11 protein-coding genes and 4 pseudogenes are annotated in these 19,107 nt (G+C 71.3%); 7 read left to right on the top strand and 8 right to left on the bottom strand.

Annotation, left to right across the window (positions count from 1 at the left end):
- The first annotated feature begins 91 nt into the window (after positions 1-91).
- Entirely contained in the window at positions 92-778 is a 687-nt protein-coding gene (locus tag RMN57_RS33605) for a DJ-1/PfpI family protein (RefSeq protein WP_313767066.1), read from the top strand.
- A gap of 161 nt (positions 779-939) precedes the next feature.
- Here RMN57_RS33605 and RMN57_RS33610 read toward each other — a convergent pair whose 3' ends face one another.
- The gene (locus tag RMN57_RS33610; RefSeq protein WP_313767067.1) at positions 940-1,842 is read right to left on the bottom strand and encodes a pentapeptide repeat-containing protein; all 903 of its coding nucleotides are present in this window, start codon (positions 1,840-1,842) and stop codon (positions 940-942) included.
- On the opposite strand from RMN57_RS33610, the pseudogene RMN57_RS37155 reads away from it, so the two are divergent.
- Positions 1,793-1,927 (top strand): annotated as a pseudogene (locus RMN57_RS37155) (DUF6891 domain-containing protein); the annotation flags it as partial. The gene RMN57_RS33610 and the pseudogene RMN57_RS37155 overlap by 50 nt on opposite strands.
- A gap of 127 nt (positions 1,928-2,054) precedes the next feature.
- On the opposite strand, the pseudogene RMN57_RS33615 reads toward RMN57_RS37155, so the two are convergent.
- The 3 genes and pseudogenes from RMN57_RS33615 to RMN57_RS33625 form a co-directional block, all read right to left on the bottom strand.
- Positions 2,055-3,185: pseudogene (locus RMN57_RS33615) on the bottom strand (multidrug effflux MFS transporter); the annotation flags it as partial.
- A gap of 3 nt (positions 3,186-3,188) precedes the next feature.
- A complete protein-coding gene (locus tag RMN57_RS33620; protein ID WP_313767068.1) occupies positions 3,189-3,833 on the bottom strand; it encodes an NAD(P)H-binding protein in 645 nt (214 codons plus the stop codon).
- Positions 3,834-3,856: 23 nt separating this feature from the next.
- Complete coding sequence (locus RMN57_RS33625) at positions 3,857-4,609, bottom strand: MBL fold metallo-hydrolase (protein WP_313767069.1); 753 nt, start codon at positions 4,607-4,609, stop codon at positions 3,857-3,859.
- Positions 4,610-4,690: 81 nt separating this feature from the next.
- Here RMN57_RS33625 and RMN57_RS33630 point away from each other — a divergent pair, with 81 nt between their 5' ends.
- Positions 4,691-5,320, top strand: coding sequence for a winged helix-turn-helix transcriptional regulator (locus tag RMN57_RS33630; protein ID WP_313767070.1), 630 nt, complete (start codon positions 4,691-4,693; stop codon positions 5,318-5,320).
- Positions 5,321-5,610: 290 nt separating this feature from the next.
- Here the strand turns inward: RMN57_RS33630 and RMN57_RS33635 are convergent.
- Positions 5,611-6,423: pseudogene (locus tag RMN57_RS33635) on the bottom strand (IS701 family transposase); the annotation flags it as partial.
- Between RMN57_RS33635 and RMN57_RS33640 the strand changes: the two are divergent.
- Positions 6,405-7,578 (top strand): annotated as a pseudogene (locus RMN57_RS33640) (transposase family protein). The pseudogenes RMN57_RS33635 and RMN57_RS33640 overlap by 19 nt on opposite strands.
- An 84-nt stretch (positions 7,579-7,662) precedes the next feature.
- Here the strand turns inward: RMN57_RS33640 and RMN57_RS33645 are convergent.
- The 3 genes from RMN57_RS33645 to RMN57_RS33655 form a co-directional block, all read right to left on the bottom strand.
- Positions 7,663-8,259 carry a hypothetical protein gene (locus tag RMN57_RS33645; protein ID WP_313767071.1) on the bottom strand — a complete coding sequence of 199 codons (597 nt, stop codon included), beginning with the start codon at positions 8,257-8,259 and terminating at the stop codon, positions 7,663-7,665.
- 9 nt (positions 8,260-8,268) lie between these two features.
- Positions 8,269-12,750 carry a polymorphic toxin-type HINT domain-containing protein gene (locus RMN57_RS33650; RefSeq protein ID WP_313767072.1) on the bottom strand — a complete coding sequence of 1,494 codons (4,482 nt, stop codon included), beginning with the start codon at positions 12,748-12,750 and terminating at the stop codon, positions 8,269-8,271.
- 276 nt (positions 12,751-13,026) lie between these two features.
- Positions 13,027-15,039 (bottom strand): RICIN domain-containing protein, encoded by a 2,013-nt coding sequence (locus RMN57_RS33655; RefSeq protein WP_313767073.1) that lies wholly within the window; start codon positions 15,037-15,039, stop codon positions 13,027-13,029.
- Positions 15,040-15,339: 300 nt separating this feature from the next.
- Here RMN57_RS33655 and RMN57_RS33660 point away from each other — a divergent pair, with 300 nt between their 5' ends.
- From RMN57_RS33660 to RMN57_RS33670, 3 genes are all read left to right on the top strand, one after another.
- Positions 15,340-15,669: a hypothetical protein gene (locus tag RMN57_RS33660; protein WP_313768093.1), complete on the top strand. Its 330-nt coding sequence runs from the start codon at positions 15,340-15,342 to the stop codon at positions 15,667-15,669.
- A complete protein-coding gene (locus RMN57_RS33665) occupies positions 15,597-16,163 on the top strand; it encodes a Tn3 family transposase (protein ID WP_313768051.1) in 567 nt (188 codons plus the stop codon). The genes RMN57_RS33660 and RMN57_RS33665 overlap by 73 nt, the downstream gene beginning before the upstream one ends.
- A gap of 412 nt (positions 16,164-16,575) precedes the next feature.
- On the top strand, positions 16,576-18,783 hold the full coding sequence (locus RMN57_RS33670) for an FG-GAP-like repeat-containing protein (RefSeq protein ID WP_313767074.1): 2,208 nt from the start codon (positions 16,576-16,578) through the stop codon (positions 18,781-18,783).
- The last annotated feature ends 324 nt before the right edge of the window (positions 18,784-19,107 follow it).

A 19,107-nucleotide genomic window follows, 5' to 3' on the forward strand; every position in this document is an offset into this window, starting at 1 on the left:
TAACGCCGCTCTTCCGTCCCAGCATGGCGGCGCAGCCACCAGGAGCCCATCCCCATGACCGAATCCTCTGTGCCCAAAGCGCGAAGCCCCGGTGAAGACCATCGCCTTCGTCCAGTACCCGGGCCTCACCCCGCTCGACATCGTCGACCCCCTGCAGGTCTTCAGCGAGCTGTCCCGTCTCGTCCCCGGTTACGACACGATCGTGGTCGGCGAGCGGATCGAACCGATGGCAACCGACACCCCGCTGTGCCTGGTCCCCAGCCACACCTTCGACACCATGCCCGACCCGTACGCGCTCATCGTCCCCGGCGGCACGGCCCCCACCCTCGCCGCGATGGCCGACGAGAAGCTGCTGGACAGACTGCGCACAGCGGCCGCACGGTCCCAACTCGTCGGCTCCGTGTGCACCGGCTCGCTGCTGCTGGCCGCCGCCGGCCTCCTGGAAGGACGCCGGGCCAACTCGCACTGGATGTACCGCAACCTGCTTGCCAAGTTCGGGGCGACCCCGGTGGCCGAGCGCTGGGTCCAGGACGACTACGTCATCACCGCCGCCGGGGTGTCGGCCGGCATCGACCTGGCGCTCCACCTGGTCGGCGAACTCGCCGGCCACGACACCGCGCGCAAGGTCCAACTGTTCCTCGAATACGACCCCAAGCCCCCGTTCGGCCCGATCGACTGGGAAGCCGCCAACCCCGGCCAGTACGCCCCCCAGGGCCAGAAACGCCTTCGCCAAGCCCTCGCCGACCACCCCGCACTCCTTGAACGCCTGACCGCCTGACCGACCGTCACGAGCCGACCGGCCGAATCACAGGCCGTGCCGCGAACCCGGGCCACGGTGCACAGGCACCCGACGCCCCACCCGGACCACTCCTGGCCAGCCACTCGAGATGCCACTCGAACAGCTGCGCCCGGACTTCGGCGAGGATCCGGCCTGGCCCATCACGCAGTCCACCCCGGCCTCGAGCTCCTCGTCGAGTTCCAGCGATGAGCCAGCCTTCCCACCAGTCGTACCCCGGTATTTCCAGCACGCCGCCCGCCGGGTGTCCGCCTCGCGGGCGGCCCCCAGCTGCTGTTCGGCTCCGTTCCAGCCGTTCTGTCTGTTCCTGGTGGCATTGCCAGCAACGGCCGCCGGGGCGGTGGATCCAGGTGCGGCCGATCTTGTAGACGTACATTTTCCGGAATCATGATCGCGGCGGCCGGCAGCAGGACGTCCGGTTCAGTGCCCGGGTCCTCGGCGACGACAACGCCCGCCGCCTCGACATCGAAGCCGGCCGGCCAGATGGTGAGGTCGCTCGCCAGTGCGGCTTCCAGTTTCGCTTGCCGCAGGTCGGTACCGCTGAGGTCGCAGCCGCGAAGGTCGGCCATGAGCAGGTCCGCCCGGACGAACACGGTTCCTGCGGCACGGGCTTTGCGCAGATTCGCCTCTCGCAGGTCCGCGCCGGAGAAGTTCGCTTCACGCAGGTCGGCCTTGAGCAGGCGCGCGCCGCGCAGATCGGCTTCAGTGCAACGGGACTGGTGAAGAATCGAGGTCCCGAGTTCAGCGTGCCGCAGATTAGCCGTGATCAGCGAGGCCCCGCGCAGGTTGACCTGGTACGCGCTTGCCGCTTCCAGGCACGTGCCGTCGAGGTTGACACCGTTCAGCCACAGTCCGTCGCAGTCGGCCCGGCGCAGGTCGGTGTAGCTGACGTTGAGCCAACCCGCGGGACGCTCCTGGCCGAGGACTCCGAGGCAGGTCAGCGCCACTTGAGCATCCGCGGCGCGGGTCTCCAGCGGGCGCACCGAGTTGATGGAAAACCCTGAACGGCTCACCCGTGCGTTCACCGCCCTGCAGGAGACCGGCATCACCGCCCGCGAGCACTTCACCTGCTGTCGTAGCTGCTGCCAGTCCGAGATTGGCGGCGAAGGCGGGCCCGACGCCCATGGCTTCGGCCGGCTCGTCTGCGATCGATGTGCCGGCGCGGTCGCCGGTGCCCGGCAGGTCCTTGGCGAGCCGGCCTGCGAGTGCGCTTACCGGGCATCGACCGGGTGAGGACGCCGAGTGTGAGCAGAGCGAGCGCCGGCAGCACGGCGACGATGATTCCCATCGGCAAGGCGTCGGTGGCGCCACCCGCGCCGGCCAGCGGAGCAAGTGCCCCGCCGAATATGAACTGGCTGAAGCCGAGCAGAGCGGCGGCCGACCCTGCGTGTCCGCCGTGGTCGGCCAGGGCCTGGGCCGCGGCGTTCGGCATGACCAGGCCCACGCTGGAGACCAGGACGAACAGGCCGATCAGGAGCACGGGCAGGGGTGCCCGTGTCAGCACCGCGGCCAGGACCGTGGTGCCACCGGTTGTCGCGCCCAGCAGGCCGGCGAGCAGCAGCACGCGGGCGCCGGCCCGGGCCACCAGCCGGCCGCTGATCTGGGCGGCCGCAATGAGTCCGGCGGCGTTGACGGCGAACACGGCGCTGTACTGCTGCGGTGACAGGCCGTGGATTTCCTGCAGGACGAACGGCGAGCCGGAGATGTAGGCGAACATCGCCGCGAAGACCAGGCCGTTGGCCAGGACGTACCCGGTGAAGACCCGGTCGCTGAGCAGTTGCCCGACGACAGCCAGCAGCGGCTGGCGTGACGCGGAGGGCCGGGTCTCCGGCAGTCCTGCGGCGGAGGCCGCCAGCATCACGGCGCCCAGTACGGCCAGGGCCACGAAGATTCCAGGCCAGGCCGTGACGCGCAGTAGCTGGCCGCCGAGGACCGGCGCGAACACCGGCGCCAGGCCGGTGATCAAGGTCAGTGTGGAGAAGAGACGTGCGGTGCGGGTTCCGGAGGTGCGGTCGCGGACCATGGCGTTGGCGATGACGATGCCGAACGCCCCGCCGATGCCCTGGACCAGGCGTAGGCCGACGAAGGTTCGGACGTCGGGTGCCACCGCGCAGAGCGCGCTGGCGATCGTGTAGAGGGCGAGGCCCGCCAGCAACGGACGCCGCCGGCCGTAGGTGTCGCTCAGCGGCCCGGCGATCAGCTGCCCGATGGCCAGCCCGGCCAGACAGGCGGTGATGGTGAGCTGGGTGGCCGCGGCGCTGGCGCGCAGGTCGCCGGCGAGGTCCGGCAGTCCGGGCAGGTAGCCGTCGATGGACAGTGGTCCCAGGGCCACGAGCGCTGCGAGCAGGACGATGAATCGGGCGTGCCGGCCGGCGGCGTCGTTGCTCATGGCTCAGTACGCCACGGTGATGCGGCGGCGGATCGCGGTGCCGCTCTCGATCGTGTCGACCAAGGCGATCGCGTAGTCGGCGTACGAGATGCGGCTGTTGCCGTCGTCGTCGGTGAGCAGGGTGTCCCCGGCACTGCGGTAGGCCCCGGTCCGCTCGCCCGCTCCGATGACCGCGGCGGGCGACACGTACGTCCAGTCGAGGTCGTGCACGCCGCGGTAGAGGTCGAGCGCTTCGGACTGGGCCTCGGCGTTGGCCTTCCACAGCGCGGGGAAGTCCGGGTCGTCCATGACCCGGGTGCCGGTCGGCGTGCGCAGGCTACCGGCACCGCCGATGGTGACCAGGCGGGTGACGCCGGCTCGGCGGAGTCCGTCGATCAGCGCACGGGCGGCACCGACGATCGTGGCGCGGTCGTTCTCCTGGCCGATCCGGGGGCCGACGGCCGACAGTACGGCGTCGTGGGAGGCGGCGAGGCCGGCGACCGCGGCGGCGTCTGTGACGTCACCGGTGGTCACGGTCAGGGCCTTGTGCTCGAGTCCGTCGACGTGGCCGGCTCGGGTGACCGCGGTGACGGTGTGGCCGCGACGCAGTAGTTCCTCGGTGGTGGGCCGGCCGATGTTGCCGCTGGCACCGAACAGGACGATCTTCATGTGTTGCTCCTTGTTTCTGATGGTCAGAGGACGGGCTGGCCGTCGGCGATGATGGCCGCGGTGATGCCGCGCTCGTCGGCGGCATGCTGGAAGCGCTGCTCGATGTCGGGTTGTTCGGTGTAGAACGGCGGGTTGTGGAACAGGCCGTAGTGCATGGCGCAGACGGTGCCGGCGCCGAGTGCGACGGCGGCCTCGACGCCCTGCTCGGGGGTCATGGTCGCCGGGACGTTGGCCGCGTAGCCCTCGAAGTGGGCGATGACGCCGTTGACCGGGACGAACGCGACGTCGAACGGGCCGTGGTCGCGGGCGATCTGCCACCAGCTGCCGTGCCACTGGGTGTCGCCGCAGTGGATGACCCGCCGGCCGGCGCCTTCGACGACCCAGGCGACCTGGTCACAGTCGTTGCCGCGCCAGTCCAGCGAGGTCACCGGGGTGACGGTCAGCGCTCCGATGCGGCGTGACTGGCCCAGGTCCTGGGCAACGGGGGTGATGCCCACCTCGCGCAGCGCCGCCGCGCTCGGGGTGTGGCAGCCGATCGTGCCGGTGGCCGCGATCCGGGCGATCAGGTCGTGGTCGTAGTGGTCGGGGTGCAGGTGGGTGATGAGGGCGTGGGTGCCGGCCGGGGCATCGACCGGGTCGACCGGCCGGTGCGGCGGCCCCATCACCGGCGCCAGCGGAGCGACGTTCTCGAGCGGGTCGATCAGCAGGCGGGTGTCGCCGAGACGGATCTCGACGCCGGCCCAGGCCAGCCGACGCACGGAAAGGGTGGTGGTCATGGGCAGCGACGCTAGACCGACGTTGTTGAGAAAGTCAACAAGAGAGTTTTGAATCTCAACGCCACAATGTAGGGTGGTGGCATGCGCACCTACGGGCAGTACTGCGGCATCGCGAAAGCACTGGACACCATCGGCGACCGATGGACCCTGTTGATCGTCCGCGAACTGCTCGCCCTGGGTCCGTGCCGGCACACCGACCTGCGCAACGGGCTGCCCGGGATCGCCAGCAACCTGCTGGTCGACCGGCTCCGCGAACTCGAGGAAGCCGGCCTGATCCACCGCAAGGCCGCCCCGCCGCCGGTGGCCACCACCCTCTTCTCCCTCACCGAGCGTGGCCGCGCGCTGGAGCCGGTGCTGCAGGAACTGAGCCGATGGGGAATTCCGCTGTTGCGTGAGCCGGCCGGCAGCGACACCTTCCGCACCCACTGGCTGGACATGCCCGCCCGGGCACTGACCGACCACCGCCCCGACCAGCCGGCAATCGCCCTGCAACTGCACGCCGACGGCAACGAAGACCTGGTCATCGAAGTCAAGGACGGCTCGGTGCACACCCACGCCGGCCGGGTCGACCACCCCACCGCGTCCCTGACCGGACCGCCGCACCTGCTGGCTGCGACCCTGCTCGGCGACCTCGATCTGAGCGCCGCAGTACAGCAAGGCCTGCGGCTCAGCGGCGAACGCGAGGCAGTACTGCGCATCCTGCCCCGCTGATCGACCGGCCGCTCGCGGGCCTGCGACCTCAAGCTCTACCGAGTCTGCGCCGGTCTCACGTCCAGCACGGCCGCGTGCGCTTCCAGGAGCTCGCTAGTACTGCAACGGTGCTTGCCGTGACGAGGCGCCAGCTCGTGGGCTGGTGCCTCGTCTCTTGTAGTGGCTGGCGCGAGCTTGGTGTTGGCGTCGGCGGCGCCAGCGGGACCAGTGCAGAACATGGTCGATGGTGCGGCGGACGGGCCGGGTGAAGTGGGTGATCAGTCGGCGGATCTCGGGGACGGTGAGTGGGATCAGGTCTGGCGTTCGAGCTGATGTGTCCCCTTTTCGAGCTGCTGGGCCCGCATGACGGTGAGGTAGGCGTGGGCGGCCATCGCGAGGGTGATGTGCCGGTACCATCCCTGATGGCGCCGAACCTGGTAGTCGTCCAGGCCGCACTGGCCCTTCGCGCTCTGGAAGCACTCCTCGATCGCCCAGCGGGCGCCCGCGACGGCGATCAGTTCGTTCAGCGTGGCATCGGCAGGTGCGTGGGCGATGTAGTAGGCGATCCTTGCGGGGTCGGTGATGCTGCGGCGGGCCAGGACCCAGTGCCGCCGGTCCGGGCGATGCCAGGGCCGGACCTCGACGCGGGCCCAGTCGTAGACCCTGGGGCCGTGCGCGCCGTCACCGCAGGAACGACGCTTCCATTTCTGCCGTGGCAGGTCGGCCATCAGGTCGTGCAGCCGGTGGTCCATGGCCCGCCAGGTGACGACGGTGTCGTGCCGGGTGGTGGCCACGACATGGAAGACGTCGGCCTGCTCGAGCTCGTAGCGCCATCCCTTGCTGTAGCCGTAGCCGGCGTCCGCGGTCACCCAGCGGAACGGGATGCTGTCGTCGATCGCGCGGCGGACCATCGCCCTCGCGAGCTGCACCTTGGTCGCGAACTCGACGCCGCCGTCGATCCCCGCGGCCCGGCACCGTTCGCGGTCGTCCGTCCAGGACTTGGGCAGGTAGAGCGCGCGGTCGATCAAGGTCCGACCCCGATCGACCGAGTAGGCGAGGAAGACGCCGACCTGGCAGTTCTCGGTGCGGCCCGCGGTGCCGGAATATTGCCGCGGTGTCGGCGCTGGTGGTCGAGGGCGTGACAGGCGAGTGCGGCGTGATCCAGGTGACCGCGCGGACCCGGGAGGATCCAGTGCCGTGTCCCGTGTGCGGTACGCCGACAGGGCGGGTGCAGGCTTCCACCATCGGACGGTGGCGGACGTGCCGGTGGACGGGCGGCGGGTCGTCGTCTCGGCGAGGCTGCGGCGGCTGGTGTGCCCGGTGCTCGGCTGCTCGCGGCAGACGCTCCACGAGCAGGTGCCCGGTGTCGTGGAGCGCTACCAACGCCGCACTACCCGCTTGGGCGACCAGCTCGGATCCGTGGTGAAGGACCCGTCGGGCCGGCCGAGCGCCCGCCTCTCCCGTGCCCTGGCCTGTTGTATCTCCCGCTCGACCGCCCTGCGTGTGCTCATGCGCCAGGCATTGCCGCCGCCACGCGGGGGGGGGTCCGCGAGCAGACCACCCGCGAGCGCTCGCTACAGGTCCACGGTCTGCTCGCCCAGGGCGTCGGACTGCTCGAATGCGCCCGGCGCCTCGGTGTTGCCCTGAACACCGTCAAGCGGTACGCCCGTATGAAGGAGCCCACCGGTGACCGCCGGGCACCCCGCTTCAAGCCCACGCTGGTCGATCCATACCGCGACCACCTGCGCCGACGGAGGGCCGAGGACCCTGCGGTGCCCGTCACCCACCTCCTGCGCGAGATCAAGAAGCTCGGCTACACCGGCAGCGCGAGCCTCCTGGTCCGCTACATCACCCGGAGCCGCGCCGAGGGCGACAAACCCGTCACAACCCCGCGGCGCTTCGCCCGCCTCATTCTCACCCGCCCCGAGAACCGGCGAGACAAGGACACCGAACTACTGGGAGAACTCACCGAGCCCTGTCCCGAGCTCGCCGAATTCGCTCGTCTGATCGAAGGGTTCGCGCAACCGCTGACACCGACAGAGGGCAACGACGCCAAGCTCACCGAGTGGATCACGTCAGTCCGCGCCGTCGGCCTGCCCCATCTGCACTCCTTCACGAACGGCCTGGAACTCGACCGGGCCGCCGTCGACGCCAGACTCACCCTCCCGTTCCACAACGGCCACACCGAGGGAGTCAACACGCGAACCAAACGGATCACGAGGCAGATGCGCGGCCGAGCCGGGTTCCCTCTGCTCCGCCACCGCATCCTCCTCCAGTGATCACCACACAGCGCTACCACCGATTACGGGACATAGCCCTTCAATGGGCAGACCCCCGTCCGGGTTCGCGGGTCGGTGCCGCGATCAGTCCTGAGGATGCATCAGAAAAGCACAGGCCTCGACGACGTGCTCGCCGAGTCCGAACTCCTTCCCCAGGTCGACGTACCGGTCGTAGGTGGTCCGGTCGATCTCGATCCAGTACCGGGACAGGCAGCGGAGCAGGAGCCGGAAGCCGAGGTTGGGATCGGTTTCCCGGACGACGAGTTCGAGAGCGGGCACCACGTCCCGGACCGCGGCGTACGGGTGGTACGTGGTGGCCTCGGCGAGGGCGTGCCCGACGAGCCGGAGCTCATCGAGGACGCCGTCGACCAGGCCGGGCGCCTCTGGTCCGGCGATCACCTCGTGATCGGTGCGGAGGCGGGCCGTGCACTGGGCTTCGACCTCCCGGAGCCAGTCCGGGACTCCCTCCATGCCGACCATGCCGGAGGCCGCGCGCCACAGGGCGGTCAACGCCCAGTCCGGAAGGGGTACTTCCAGTAGACGGTCGATGTCCGCCTGCAGGCCGACGGCGTCGCTCTCGGCCCAGAGCCGGGCCAGTTCGAGCGGCGTCTCCACCGTGTCCTGGTGGAACTGCGTGGACAGGCCGCTCAGCCCGAAGTCGAACCCGTTCTCAGCCGTCATCGCTCCTCCTCACAGCACAGGATAGGCGGTCAGGACGATGTACCCGCCGGGCTTGTGTCCGGGCGCCTTGCGCAGGACCACCATGTACCTGTTGCCAGCGTCACCGATGAGGCCGTTCGGTCCGTAGACCTTGCCGATCGAGTTGCCCGGCTTGCCGAAGTAGCCCGGGATCTCCATGTCCCGTCCGGCGAACGGGCCTCGGCCGCTGAGCCAGTCGTTGATGGCCCTCGGGTTCAGCTGGTCCTTGCCCGCGATGGCGTAGTCCACCACCTGCTGCGCGGTCTGCTGGTCCAGGAAGACACCGCAGACGGGCGCCTTGCCCTCCCGAAGGTTCTTCGCCGCGTGGTCGATCGCTTGCTGGGGTGTGGGGTTGACGTGTGTGCTGAGCGTGTGGGCGACGTCGGGGAAGGCCAGCTCGTCCTTGACGAGGTCGTTGCAGTTGTGGACCAGCAGGTCCTGGCTACTGTCGCCCTCGGTGCGGACGAAGAAGGTGTGATCCCCGTCGACGGTGAGGTCGTACACCCGCTGCGGGGCGAGCCCGCTGCGGTCGCGCAGCTCGCGGACTGTGCGCAGGGCGCCGTCCGAGCCGCGGAGCCGATCCCCCGCCTTCAGGTTCGAGGTCAGGGTCCAGCCCCCGCCCTCGGTCCAGAACCGGTGGCCGGCGGTGCTGGAGAGCGAACCGCCGTCCTCGAGCGCGACGTCCACCAGGCGCTCGGTGTCGTGCGCGAAGGTGGCGGTCACCGCCTGCGGCCGCACACCGTCCTGCGACGGGTCGGTGGCCAGGACCTGGTCCCCCACCCGCACCGAGGCGATCTCCTGTGACGAACCGTCGGCGAGCAGCACCCGGGTGGTCGCCGGGAAGCTGTTGCGGATGCAGCCGCTCAGCGCGTTCTCCGCCGCCTCCCCTTCGCCCTCGAGGCTGCGGATCAGGTTGCGGTCGACGTTCGAGTCAGCCTTCAGCGCCGCGATCGCCTCCTTGGTGCTCACACCGTTGACGATCGCGAGACGGTACGCACTCACAGCGTCTGCGGTCTGCAGCAGCTTGAGCTTGGTTGCCTCGCTGTAGCCGTCCAGCGCGGCCTGCAGGGCGATCTTGGCCTGGTTCAGTTCGACGCCGGCTTCGAGGGCGAAGCGGAAGGCGACGACGCCCTTGACGCCCTTGAGGAGGGTGCCGTAGGGGATGAACCACGAGGCTGCCCAGGCGCAGGGACCGTTCAGGCCGGGGTTGTTCCAGCACTTGGTGAAGTCGCTGATCAGTGCTTCCCCGACTGCCTCCAGGGGGTCCTGGTAGGTCACGCGCACGGTGGTGTCGACCCGGGTCCGGTCGAAGGTCTGGGACTCCAGCAGCAGCACGTCCCAGGTGGTGTACTTGCCCTGGCAGGCCGCGATGGACAGACCCGCCTCGGGGCAGGTCTTGAGGAAGTGGTCGACGGTGCCCGAGAGCTCGATGCTGACGGACTCGTCGCAGACGGCGGTTCCGTTCGGGAGTCGCTGCCACTGCGGGTAGAGCGGGAGCAGCAGGAACAGGACCTGCGGGCAGTTGCCGGCGGAGCCGAGCGTCTTCTGCTTGAAGTCGGGCCGGGGGACGGTTTCGACGAACGCGACCCGGCCGCTGGGGTCGATGACGACAGTCTCGGTCTGGGTCTTGCCCTCGTAGGCCGCGAGGAACTCGGCACGGCCGGCCTGGGCCATCGCGTCCTGGGCCGCCCTCCTGGCCACCTCCCAACTCTGCCGGGCGGCGATGGCCGAGGCGAACGCCTGGTCGGCGGCGGTCCTGGCGTCGGCGGCGTACTTCTCGGTCTGGACGGCGTAGCCCTGGGCCGCGACGGCCGAGTACTCGGCGGTTCGGGCGGCGGCCTCGGCGCCGGCGGCGGAGCTCCGGGCCTGTTGGGCGTAGGCGGCGGCGCGGTCGGCGGACTCCTGGGCCCGGCGGGCCGATTCGGCGGCCTTGGCGGCCCAGTCGGCGGCCTGCGTGGCGGAGTCCCGGGCCTGCTCGGCGTGGCCGGCCGCTTCGGCGGCGGCGCCACGGGCGGTGGCGTAGGAGGCGGCGGCGTCGGCGGCATGCTGGCGCGCGGTCGCGACGTCGCCGTCGATGGCGGCGAGGTAGGACTCGATGGTGGCGACGTGGGCGGTGGTGAAGGCGTCCCGCTGCTGGGCCTTGGGCAGGCCGGTCCGAAGGAAGGTCACCAGACCGGCGGCCGGGCCTGCCAGTGCGGCCTGGGCGGCGGCCTTGACCTCGGGGCCGCCCGCGGTGAGGGCCTGGTTGACCAGCACCCGGTCGTCGTGTTCTCGGGCGGTGAACTGACCCGTGGCCAGGAAGGCGCGGACGTCGGTGTGGGTGCCGGCCATCGCCCGGTTGGCGGCCTCCTGCACGCCGGGGCCGCCGGCCGCCTGGATCCGGGAGAGCGCGATCCGGTCGTCGTGTTCCTGGCCCGGGTAGGCGCCGGTGTCGAGGAAGGCGCGCAGGTCGGCGGCGGTGCCGGCCGAGGCGGTTTCGGCGGCTAGCCGCTGCGCCAGGTTGACGGACGCCTGTGCCTTCGCCAGGACGGCTGACCGGTCGTCGCTCTCCTTGGCCGTCGCCAGGCCGGTGGTGAGGAAGGCGAGCGCCTCGGCCTCGGTGCCTTCGAGTGCCCGCTGGGCCGCGGCCCTGGCCCAGGGGCCGCCGGCCTCCAGCAGTCGGAGGGCGGCTTGCCGCGTCCTGCGGACCGCGAGTTCCGGCGAGGTGCCGGCGGCTTCGCCGGCCTCGGTGAGCAGCCGCTGCGTCTCGGCGGCGAGAGTGGTGGCCCGGCCCGCCTGCCAGGCGGCCCGTTCGGCCTTGGTCTGCTCCTCCCGGGCGGCACGTCGGGCCTCGGCGAACTGCACGGCCTGTTGGGCGTCGAGGCGCTCCTGGTCGGAGGCCCGGGCGACGGCGGCGGTCTTATGGGCCTGGGTGGCGGAGCTCGCGGCCGAGTCGGAAGCGGCGGCCGCGGCGGTGGCGGCGGCCTGGGCGGTGCTCGCGGCGGTGGCGGCGTCCCCGGCGTGTGCGGCGGCGGCTTCGGCAGCTGCGGCCGCCGAATCGGCGTGGGCAGCGGCCGAGCTGGCGGCGCGTTTGGCCTCGGCGGCGGCCGCTGCCGCGTCATTGGCAATCTTGGCGGTGGTCCGCGCCGCCCGGGTGGCCTCGGTGGCGGCGGCCCTGGCCTCGGCCGCTTCCTGCCTGGCCCGCTGGGCCGCCTCGTTGGCCACTCCGATCTGCTCGGCCGCCTGGTCGGCTGCCAGGGCGGCGGTTTCAGCGTTGATGCCGGCGGACTCGGCGGCGAACGCCGCGAGCACGGCCTGCTGAGCGGCCCGTTCCGCCCAGGCGGCCGACTCGCCGACCGCCTGGGCCTGCCGGGAAGCGTTCCGGGCGGCGACGGCGGCGTCGCGGGCTTCGGCGGCCCTGCTCGCGTCGCCGGCGGCTGCGGCCGCCGCGCTCTGTGCCCGGGTGGCGGCGTCACCCGCGACGGCTGCCGCCAGGGCGGCGTCGGCGGCGGCGTTGGCCGCCTGGCGCGCGGCTTCGTTAGCGGCGGCCGCGGCGCTGGACGCGGTGCGGGCGGCGTTGGCGGCCCGGTTCGCGGCGTCGGCCGCGCGGCCAGCCGCGTTGGACGCCTTCGCAGAGTCGCCCTGGGCCAGCCGGGTCTCCTCCGCGGCGCGCTGGGACGCCTGCTTGGCCAGGGCGGTGGCCTCGATCGCCTTCGCTGCGGCGTTCTCGGCGGCCTTGGCCTGCTCGCCCGCCCGGGCCGCCGCGTTGCCGGTGAGGTCGGCAAGTTGAGCGACCGTCAGGGTCTCGCTGTCGTGGGCGGCAGCGGTCTGGTAGCCGAACCGGAGGAAGTCCCTGACGTCCTCCCCCGAACCGGCCATCGCGGCGTTGGCGGCCTTGCGCACCTCCGGGCCACCGGAGGACTGGAGCTGGGTCAGCTTCACCCGGTCGTCGTGCTCGCGGGCGGTGTGCTGGCCCTTGTCCAGGAAGGCGGTGACATCCGCGAGGGACCCGGCCATCGCCTTGTTCGCCGCGTCCTGGACGCCGGGGCCGCCGGCTGCCTGGACCTGCGAGAGGAGGACCCGCTGGTCGTGCTCGTACGGCCCCTTGAACCCGCCGTCCGCGAACGCCTTCACCGCGGCGGGCCCCGCCGCCAGTGCGGCGGTCGCCGCCTGCCGAACCCCCGGCCCCGAGAGGGCCACCAGCTCCTCGACCCGCGCCCGCAGGTCTTCGTCGGCCGCCACCGCCCGCCCGGTGCTCACGAAGGCCCGGACGTCCGCGTCCGACCCGGCGAGCGCCAGCTCGGCCGCCCGCCGCACCGCCGGCCCGCCTGAGGTCCAGGCCGCCACGGCGGCCACCCGTTCGGCGACCGGACCGGCGGGCGGCTCGTCGGCCGCGAAGGCCGGCACGGTGAGCAGGCCGGTCAACAGGCCCCCGACCGCCAGGGCGGCGGCCAGCCTCCGCCTGACGGTCCCTCTGTTCCTGGTGATCCTCATCGAAGAACCAGACATCCTGTCCTGAGTGGGGCCACCGGCCATCCGGCAGGCGGAGTGGAAGCACGCGGGCGTCGGTTCTAGGGAGCGGGTGGAGTCCCCGTGACGCATCGGCGGCGCCAGCAGGGCCGGGGCCGGACAGGCCCATCAGAAGAACCGCCAGACCTGGTCCCGTAGGCGGGGTTGCACTCGACCTGCAGAACGTCGGCGCCGCTGTCGGGCGTCCGCCAGGAGACGAACATGCAACGCTGGGTCACGGCGTTCCGGATCTGGTAGCGCTCAGCGCAGCTGCCAGTTGTGGTCGTCGTCGTCGCTGCAGGTGTAGAGCGTGAGCCGGGTGCCGTCGGCGTCCAGGCACAGGCCGCTCTTCACGTTCACGATCCAGGCGCCGCCGGTCGGCCGGGGCACCCGTTCGAAGAGCTGGTTGTCCGCCGCCGTCCCGTCGCAGGTGTACTCGCTTACCAACGCGCCGAGCTCCACCGCACCGTGGTCGTGCACGTCCAGGCAGAGACCGTCCTTGGCGTTGCGGATGACGTACTGCCCGGTCCCGCTGCCCTCCCAGTAGAAGAGCTGGTTGTCCGCCGCCGTCCCGACACAGGAGTACAGGCCCACCGGGGCGCCGATCCGGCCCGGCCCCAGATCAGGAACGTCTGCGCACTTCCCCATCACGGTGTTGAGGAACAGGTACGGGCCAGCCGCCGTGACCGTCGTCCAGGTGTGGTCGTCGCTGTCGCTGCACGCGTACAGCGTCAGCCGGGCACCGTCGCCACCGGTGCGTACGCCGTCGACGTCGAGGCACAGGCCGCTCTTCACGTTCACGATCCAGGCGCCGCCGGTCGGCCGGGGCACCCGTTCGAAGAGCTGGTTGTCCGCCGCCGTCCCGTCGCAGGTGTACTCGCTTACCAACGCGCCGAGCTCCACCGCACCGTGGTCGTGCACGTCCAGGCAGAGACCGTCCTTGGCGTTGCGGATGACGTACTGCGTCAAGCCGTCGCTGCCCGTCCCGAAGGAGTCCCAGTAGAAGAGCTGGTTGTCCGCCGCCGTCCCGTCGCAGGTGTACTGGCCCACCGGGGCACCGATCCGGCCCGGCCCCAGGTCGGGTATGTCGGCGCACTTCCCCGTGACAGTGTTGGACAGCAGGTACGGCCCCGCCGAGGTGGTGACCTTCACCCAGGTCGCCAGGTCGTCCACCCGGCCGGCGTACGCGCCGGTGCGGGTCTCGGTGGCGTCGGTACCGAGGCAACCGGCCTGCCAGGAGCGGGAGAGGACGCCCACGATGGCGGGCTCACCGTTGCCGACGCGCCACACGGGGCCACCGCCGTCGCCCTGGCAGACCCGGTCGGCCGGGGTCCTGGCTGTGAGGTCGAGGCCCGTGGCGGCGACCGCACCGGTGGTGACGGCCGAGGCGTGCGGCGCCTTGGGAAGCCACTCGGTGCCGGTGCGACCGAGGCCGAGGACGCGCAGTTCCTCGCCTGCGGCGGGCGCCGCGGTGGCGACCGCGACCGGGGTGGCCGTTGCGACGGACTCGGCGAGCCGGGCCAGGACGAGGTCACGGTCGGTCCGGGGCACGAGCTCCACCACCTCGATGCTGCGGCCGTTCACGGTTGCGGTGCTCTGCTGCCTGGGCGCACCGGCGGCGACGGCGGTCGGGGTGTCGGGCTGGTCGGCGAAGCAGCCGGCCGCCGACAGCAGCCACTGCGGAGCGACCAGGGTGGCGGTGCAGCTGTGCGCACCCGGGCGGCCGGGTCGGCCGACGGTGAGGGCGGCGACCGCTGCCGGGGCGGTAGCGGCCGGACCGGCAGTCGCCTGCGGCCCGTCGGTGGCGGTCAGTTCGAGCAGGGTTGTGCCGTCGGTGGAGGCCCCCTCGCCGACGGGTGTGTAGTAGTTCTTCCGGATCTCGGTGCTGCTGCTTGAACTGCCGTTGTGCAGGGTCGCCCTGACGGTGTGGTCGTCGCCCTTGATGCTGTAGACACTGGGCAGCTCCAGCGCCAGGTAGCCGGTCGGGCTGTCGACCCGGAAGCAGATCTTGGCCGGGCCCGGATCGAGGGCCCGGCTGAAGACCTCCAGCAGATTGCCCGGCGAGGAGCAGTCGATGAGCAGGATGTTCCCGTCGCCCGACTTCAGCCGCACGTGCTGCTGTTCGAGGATTCGCGCGGCCCCGGGGTAGCCGTACCCCTCGACCGCCGACGGTGCGGTCTCGGCCACGGCGGCGGCTGGCGCCGATCCGGTGACGGCCGCCACCGCCAGCAGGGCGGCGGCCAGCGGCCACGCCCACCTTCGACTCGTATGCACGCATTCCCCCCGGAAGACGACACGCCTGAGGGAAGCCCGCGCACCCCCCTGGCTGAGCAGTTGCCAAGGGGAAGCTATCGACTGACCGTGTACACGTAAAGGGCACGCGCGAAGGTGTCACCCGATACTCGCCTCAGGCCAAGCTGGCCAGGTCGGCGGCGGACGACGCTGCCCGACCGCGTGAACCCGGCGCCCCGCCCCCCGAGGGGTGCGCGTTGTCCGGGCATGACCACGTACCCGTAACAGCCGCCAGGCTCAGGAACCTCCGATCAGCGTCCACGACCGCGCTCTCTCCCGCTGGTGAACACGCCGACGATCCGCAAGGTCATCGCCACCACCCGCCTGCTGGTCCGGCTCAACCGCCGCCAGGTCTCCGCCCGTCGTGGCGTCATCATCAGCGGCGCCTCGGGCACCGGCAAGACCACCGCACCGACCCAGCTCGGTCGCGCCCACGAACTGGCTGTCCGCCGCCGCAACCTCCGCGACAGAAACCGACTCCCGGTGATCTCACCCGGCAGCTCAACAAGGGCGAGTCCCTACACGCGCTGCGCCGCCGCCTGCACTACGCCGACCAGGGCATCGTGCGCGGCCGGCACCGCGAGCAGCAGAACGAGCAGGCCTGGTGCCTGACCGTCGTCACCAACTCCGTCGTCGCCTGGCACACCGAGTACCTGGGCCTGGCGGTGGCGCAACTGCGCCGCGCCGGGCGGGCAATCGACGACGAGGTCCTCGCGCACATCTCCCCGGCCCGCTCCGGATCCGTCAACTTCTTCGGGTCCATCGCGGTCGACTACGACCGCGAGATCGCGCAGTTCGACGGCACCGGGCACCGGCCGCTGCGCCGACGACGCGGCCTGACCGCGTGGCCTGTCGGTAGCGAGAGGAGACGGGCGATGAACGAGGACGGCGCTGAGCAGTGCTGGTGTCCGAACGACGCGGACGGGGCGGGTGCGTGGACGGTCGAGGGGGAGGACGGACCCGGCCACCGGGCCAGGTGGCGCGTGTGCCCGGACGGGCACGGCTTCCCCGGCCACAGCCCGTACGCCGACCCCGAGCCGGGCGAGACCCGCGCCCGCGCCGGGGACGGTGCCGCGATCACCTGCCCGCGGCCGGACCGGTGCTGACGCTGCGGCGGCATGGGCTCATGTCCGGTTGAGGCGCCAGGTGTTCGGGATGTGCATGGTGCCGTCGGCGGCGCGGGGCGGGTGGGTGGTGAAGCGCCGGGCGGCGATGCCGGGGCGGCCGGCGTGTCCCACGCGTGGTGGAGGCCGGGGCGGCGTCGGTGAGCGGGGCGGAGGCGGGGCCGGGTGCCAGCGACGGCCTGGAGGAGCGCGGCACGATGCCCGACCGTGACCTCACAGACGCTGCAACTCCTCGCGGGCTACCTGTCCGTCTGTCTGGCCACCCCCTATCGTTCTCCCGGGAATCCATGCGGTTGCCCAACAGCGCCTTCTGGCATGTCTCTTTGGGGTATCTGTGCGCAAAGAACGTAGGCTGATACTGCGCTTCGCGGTCTTGTTGGCGATACCAGTCAGCATGGTGTCCGCAGTGTCGGCCGCGGGGGATGCGGCCGTGCCGCCTTCGGCGGTCGAGGGGTTCGCCTACCCGGGGGCCGCAAAGATCCTGGCGGATCAGGGGGTGACCGTGAAGTCCGGGGACGGGAACATCCGGATCGTCTCGGACTGCCACTCGGGCGAGAACCTGCTGATGGTGTACAGCCGGATCACGGATCCCGCTACGCCGATCTGCTTCCGGGCGACTGGGCCTTCGGGTTACCTGTCATTGGAGATCCCCAAGGTCTACAGCATCAAGGGGGACGACCATACGACCAAGGCCACACTCAGCACGAACGGCACAGTCACGCAGATCGACATCCCCAAGAACCTGTTCCAGCCCGTCGGCGAGGGCGCGTCACCCGAAGGCTCAGCAGTACTTCTGGAGTTGGTGACCTCCGGAGGGCCCGCCGCCACGCCGGTCACATCGGAATACCCGGCCGTCGGCAAGATCAACGTCGGCTTGGAGGGCCGGGCCGGCTCCCGGGGCTGCACCGCGACTCTCGTCAATCCGCTGTGGGCTCTCACCGCGGCCGGCTGCTTCACCGACAACCCCGCCTCGCTCACCCGGGGTCGGCCGTCCGCCACGAGCACGTTCACCGTCGGCGGCGCGGCGATCGGCATTGCCGAGGTCGTCCCTCAGACCGGCCGGGACGCTGCGCTCGTCCGCCTCGACAGCCTGGTCCCGGGTGTGGCCCCTGTGAAGATCGCGACTGCCGCCCCCGTCCCGGGTGACAGTTTCCGGATTCCTGGCTTCGGACGTACTGCGGCAGGCTGGGCGCCGGCCAACCCGCGAACCGTCTCCCACACCGTCGGCGCCGTTTCCGCCATAGGCATCGACAGTGCTCCCGCCTCGGGTGACTCCACGCTGTGCGCGGGGGATGCCGGAGCGCCGCTGCTGCGTACCCGCGGCGGCACCGTCGAGATCGCCGGTGTCGTCTCCCGTTCCTGGCAGGGCGGCTGCCTCGGCGAGGCCCCCGGAGGCACCGGCGCGGTGAGCACCCGCGTCGACGACCTCGGCGACTGGGTCAAGAAGGCGCTCGACCTCGACTGGAACACCTGCATCCAGTACCCGCCCGGCACCGGCCGCACGCTGTGCGGCCCGATCCTCACCAAGTACCTCGAACTCGGCGGCCCCGCGACCGTCGGCATCCCGACGACCGACACCACGGCCACCCCGGTACAGCCCGGCAAATACGCCCACTTCGCATCGCCGGGCTCCAACACCGCGAACACCTCCATCTACTGGAGCGCGGCCACCGGTGCCCACCTGGTCACGGGCGGCACCCGCAGCGTGTGGGCCGACAACGGCTGGGAGAACGGCTGGCTCGGCTTCCCCATCACCGAGGAATCCCCCAACCTCACCGGCACCCGCACCGGCTTCCAGGGCGGATTCGTCGCCACCCACCAGCCCACCGCCGCCGCCAGCGCCCACCACTACGCCCTGGACAACATCGCCGTGACCGCAGGCGACTTCACCGGCGACGGCCACGCCGACGCGGTCACCATCGACAACGACGGATACCTCTGGCTCCACCCCGCCACCACTGGCACCACCCTCGGCGACCCGGTGCTGCTGTGGCCCAGCTCCGGCTGGAAGGGCATCACCAAGATCACCGCTGGGGACTTCACCGGCGACGGCAAGACCGACCTCGTCGCAATCTGGGGCGACGGCCAACTCCAGGTCTACCCGGGCAACGCCAACGGCACCTTCCAACCCTCCACCGCGCTGTGGGGCAAACCCGACTCCCTGTACCTCTACAAGGACGCGAAAGAGATCTTCGCCGGGGACTTCACCGGCGACGGCAAGACCGACCTGGGCGTCCTGTGGAACGGCGGCTCGCTGTGGCTCGCCCCCGGCAACAACACCGGCCGCCTCGACAACGGCCTTGACGCCATCCAGATGTGGCCCGACAACATCTTCCTCAACGCCCGCCAGCTCATCGCCGGCGACCACACCGGCGACGGCAAGACCGACATGGGCGTCATCTGGTCCAGCGACGGCTTCTGGATGCAACCCGGCGACGGACAAGGACACATCACCAGCGGCGTGAAGATGTGGCCCGACAATTCCTGGAGCGGAGCCCGCGACGCCGCCAGCGCCGACTTCGACGCCAACGGCAAACCCGACGTCGTCTCCATCTGGCCCGACGGAACCCTCCACCTCTACCCCGACCTCAAACCCCTCTGAGCCCAGCAGCGCACCACGCACCAAGGCGCCGCCGCCCCAGGCGGCGGCGGCGCCGACCGGCAAACTCCCCGGCTTCAACACCCTCGGCGCCACCTACGCCGGTGCGTACTGGGACATGAACGCCGCGCAGTTCACCATGGGCGACGCCAACAAGGACGGCCGCGCCGACCTGATCATGATGTACGCGCACCCGGCCTCACAGATGACCATGGAGGTCTTCACCGCCGTCGCCACCGCCAACGGACAGTTCAGCAACACCCTCCTCGGCTACGACACCGGCACTTCACCGCCAAAACCGACGGGTCGAGCACGTTCACCAGCGGC

This window comes from Kitasatospora sp. CM 4170 (genome assembly GCF_032110285.1).
In the GTDB taxonomy this organism is placed as follows: domain Bacteria; phylum Actinomycetota; class Actinomycetes; order Streptomycetales; family Streptomycetaceae; genus Kitasatospora; species Kitasatospora aburaviensis.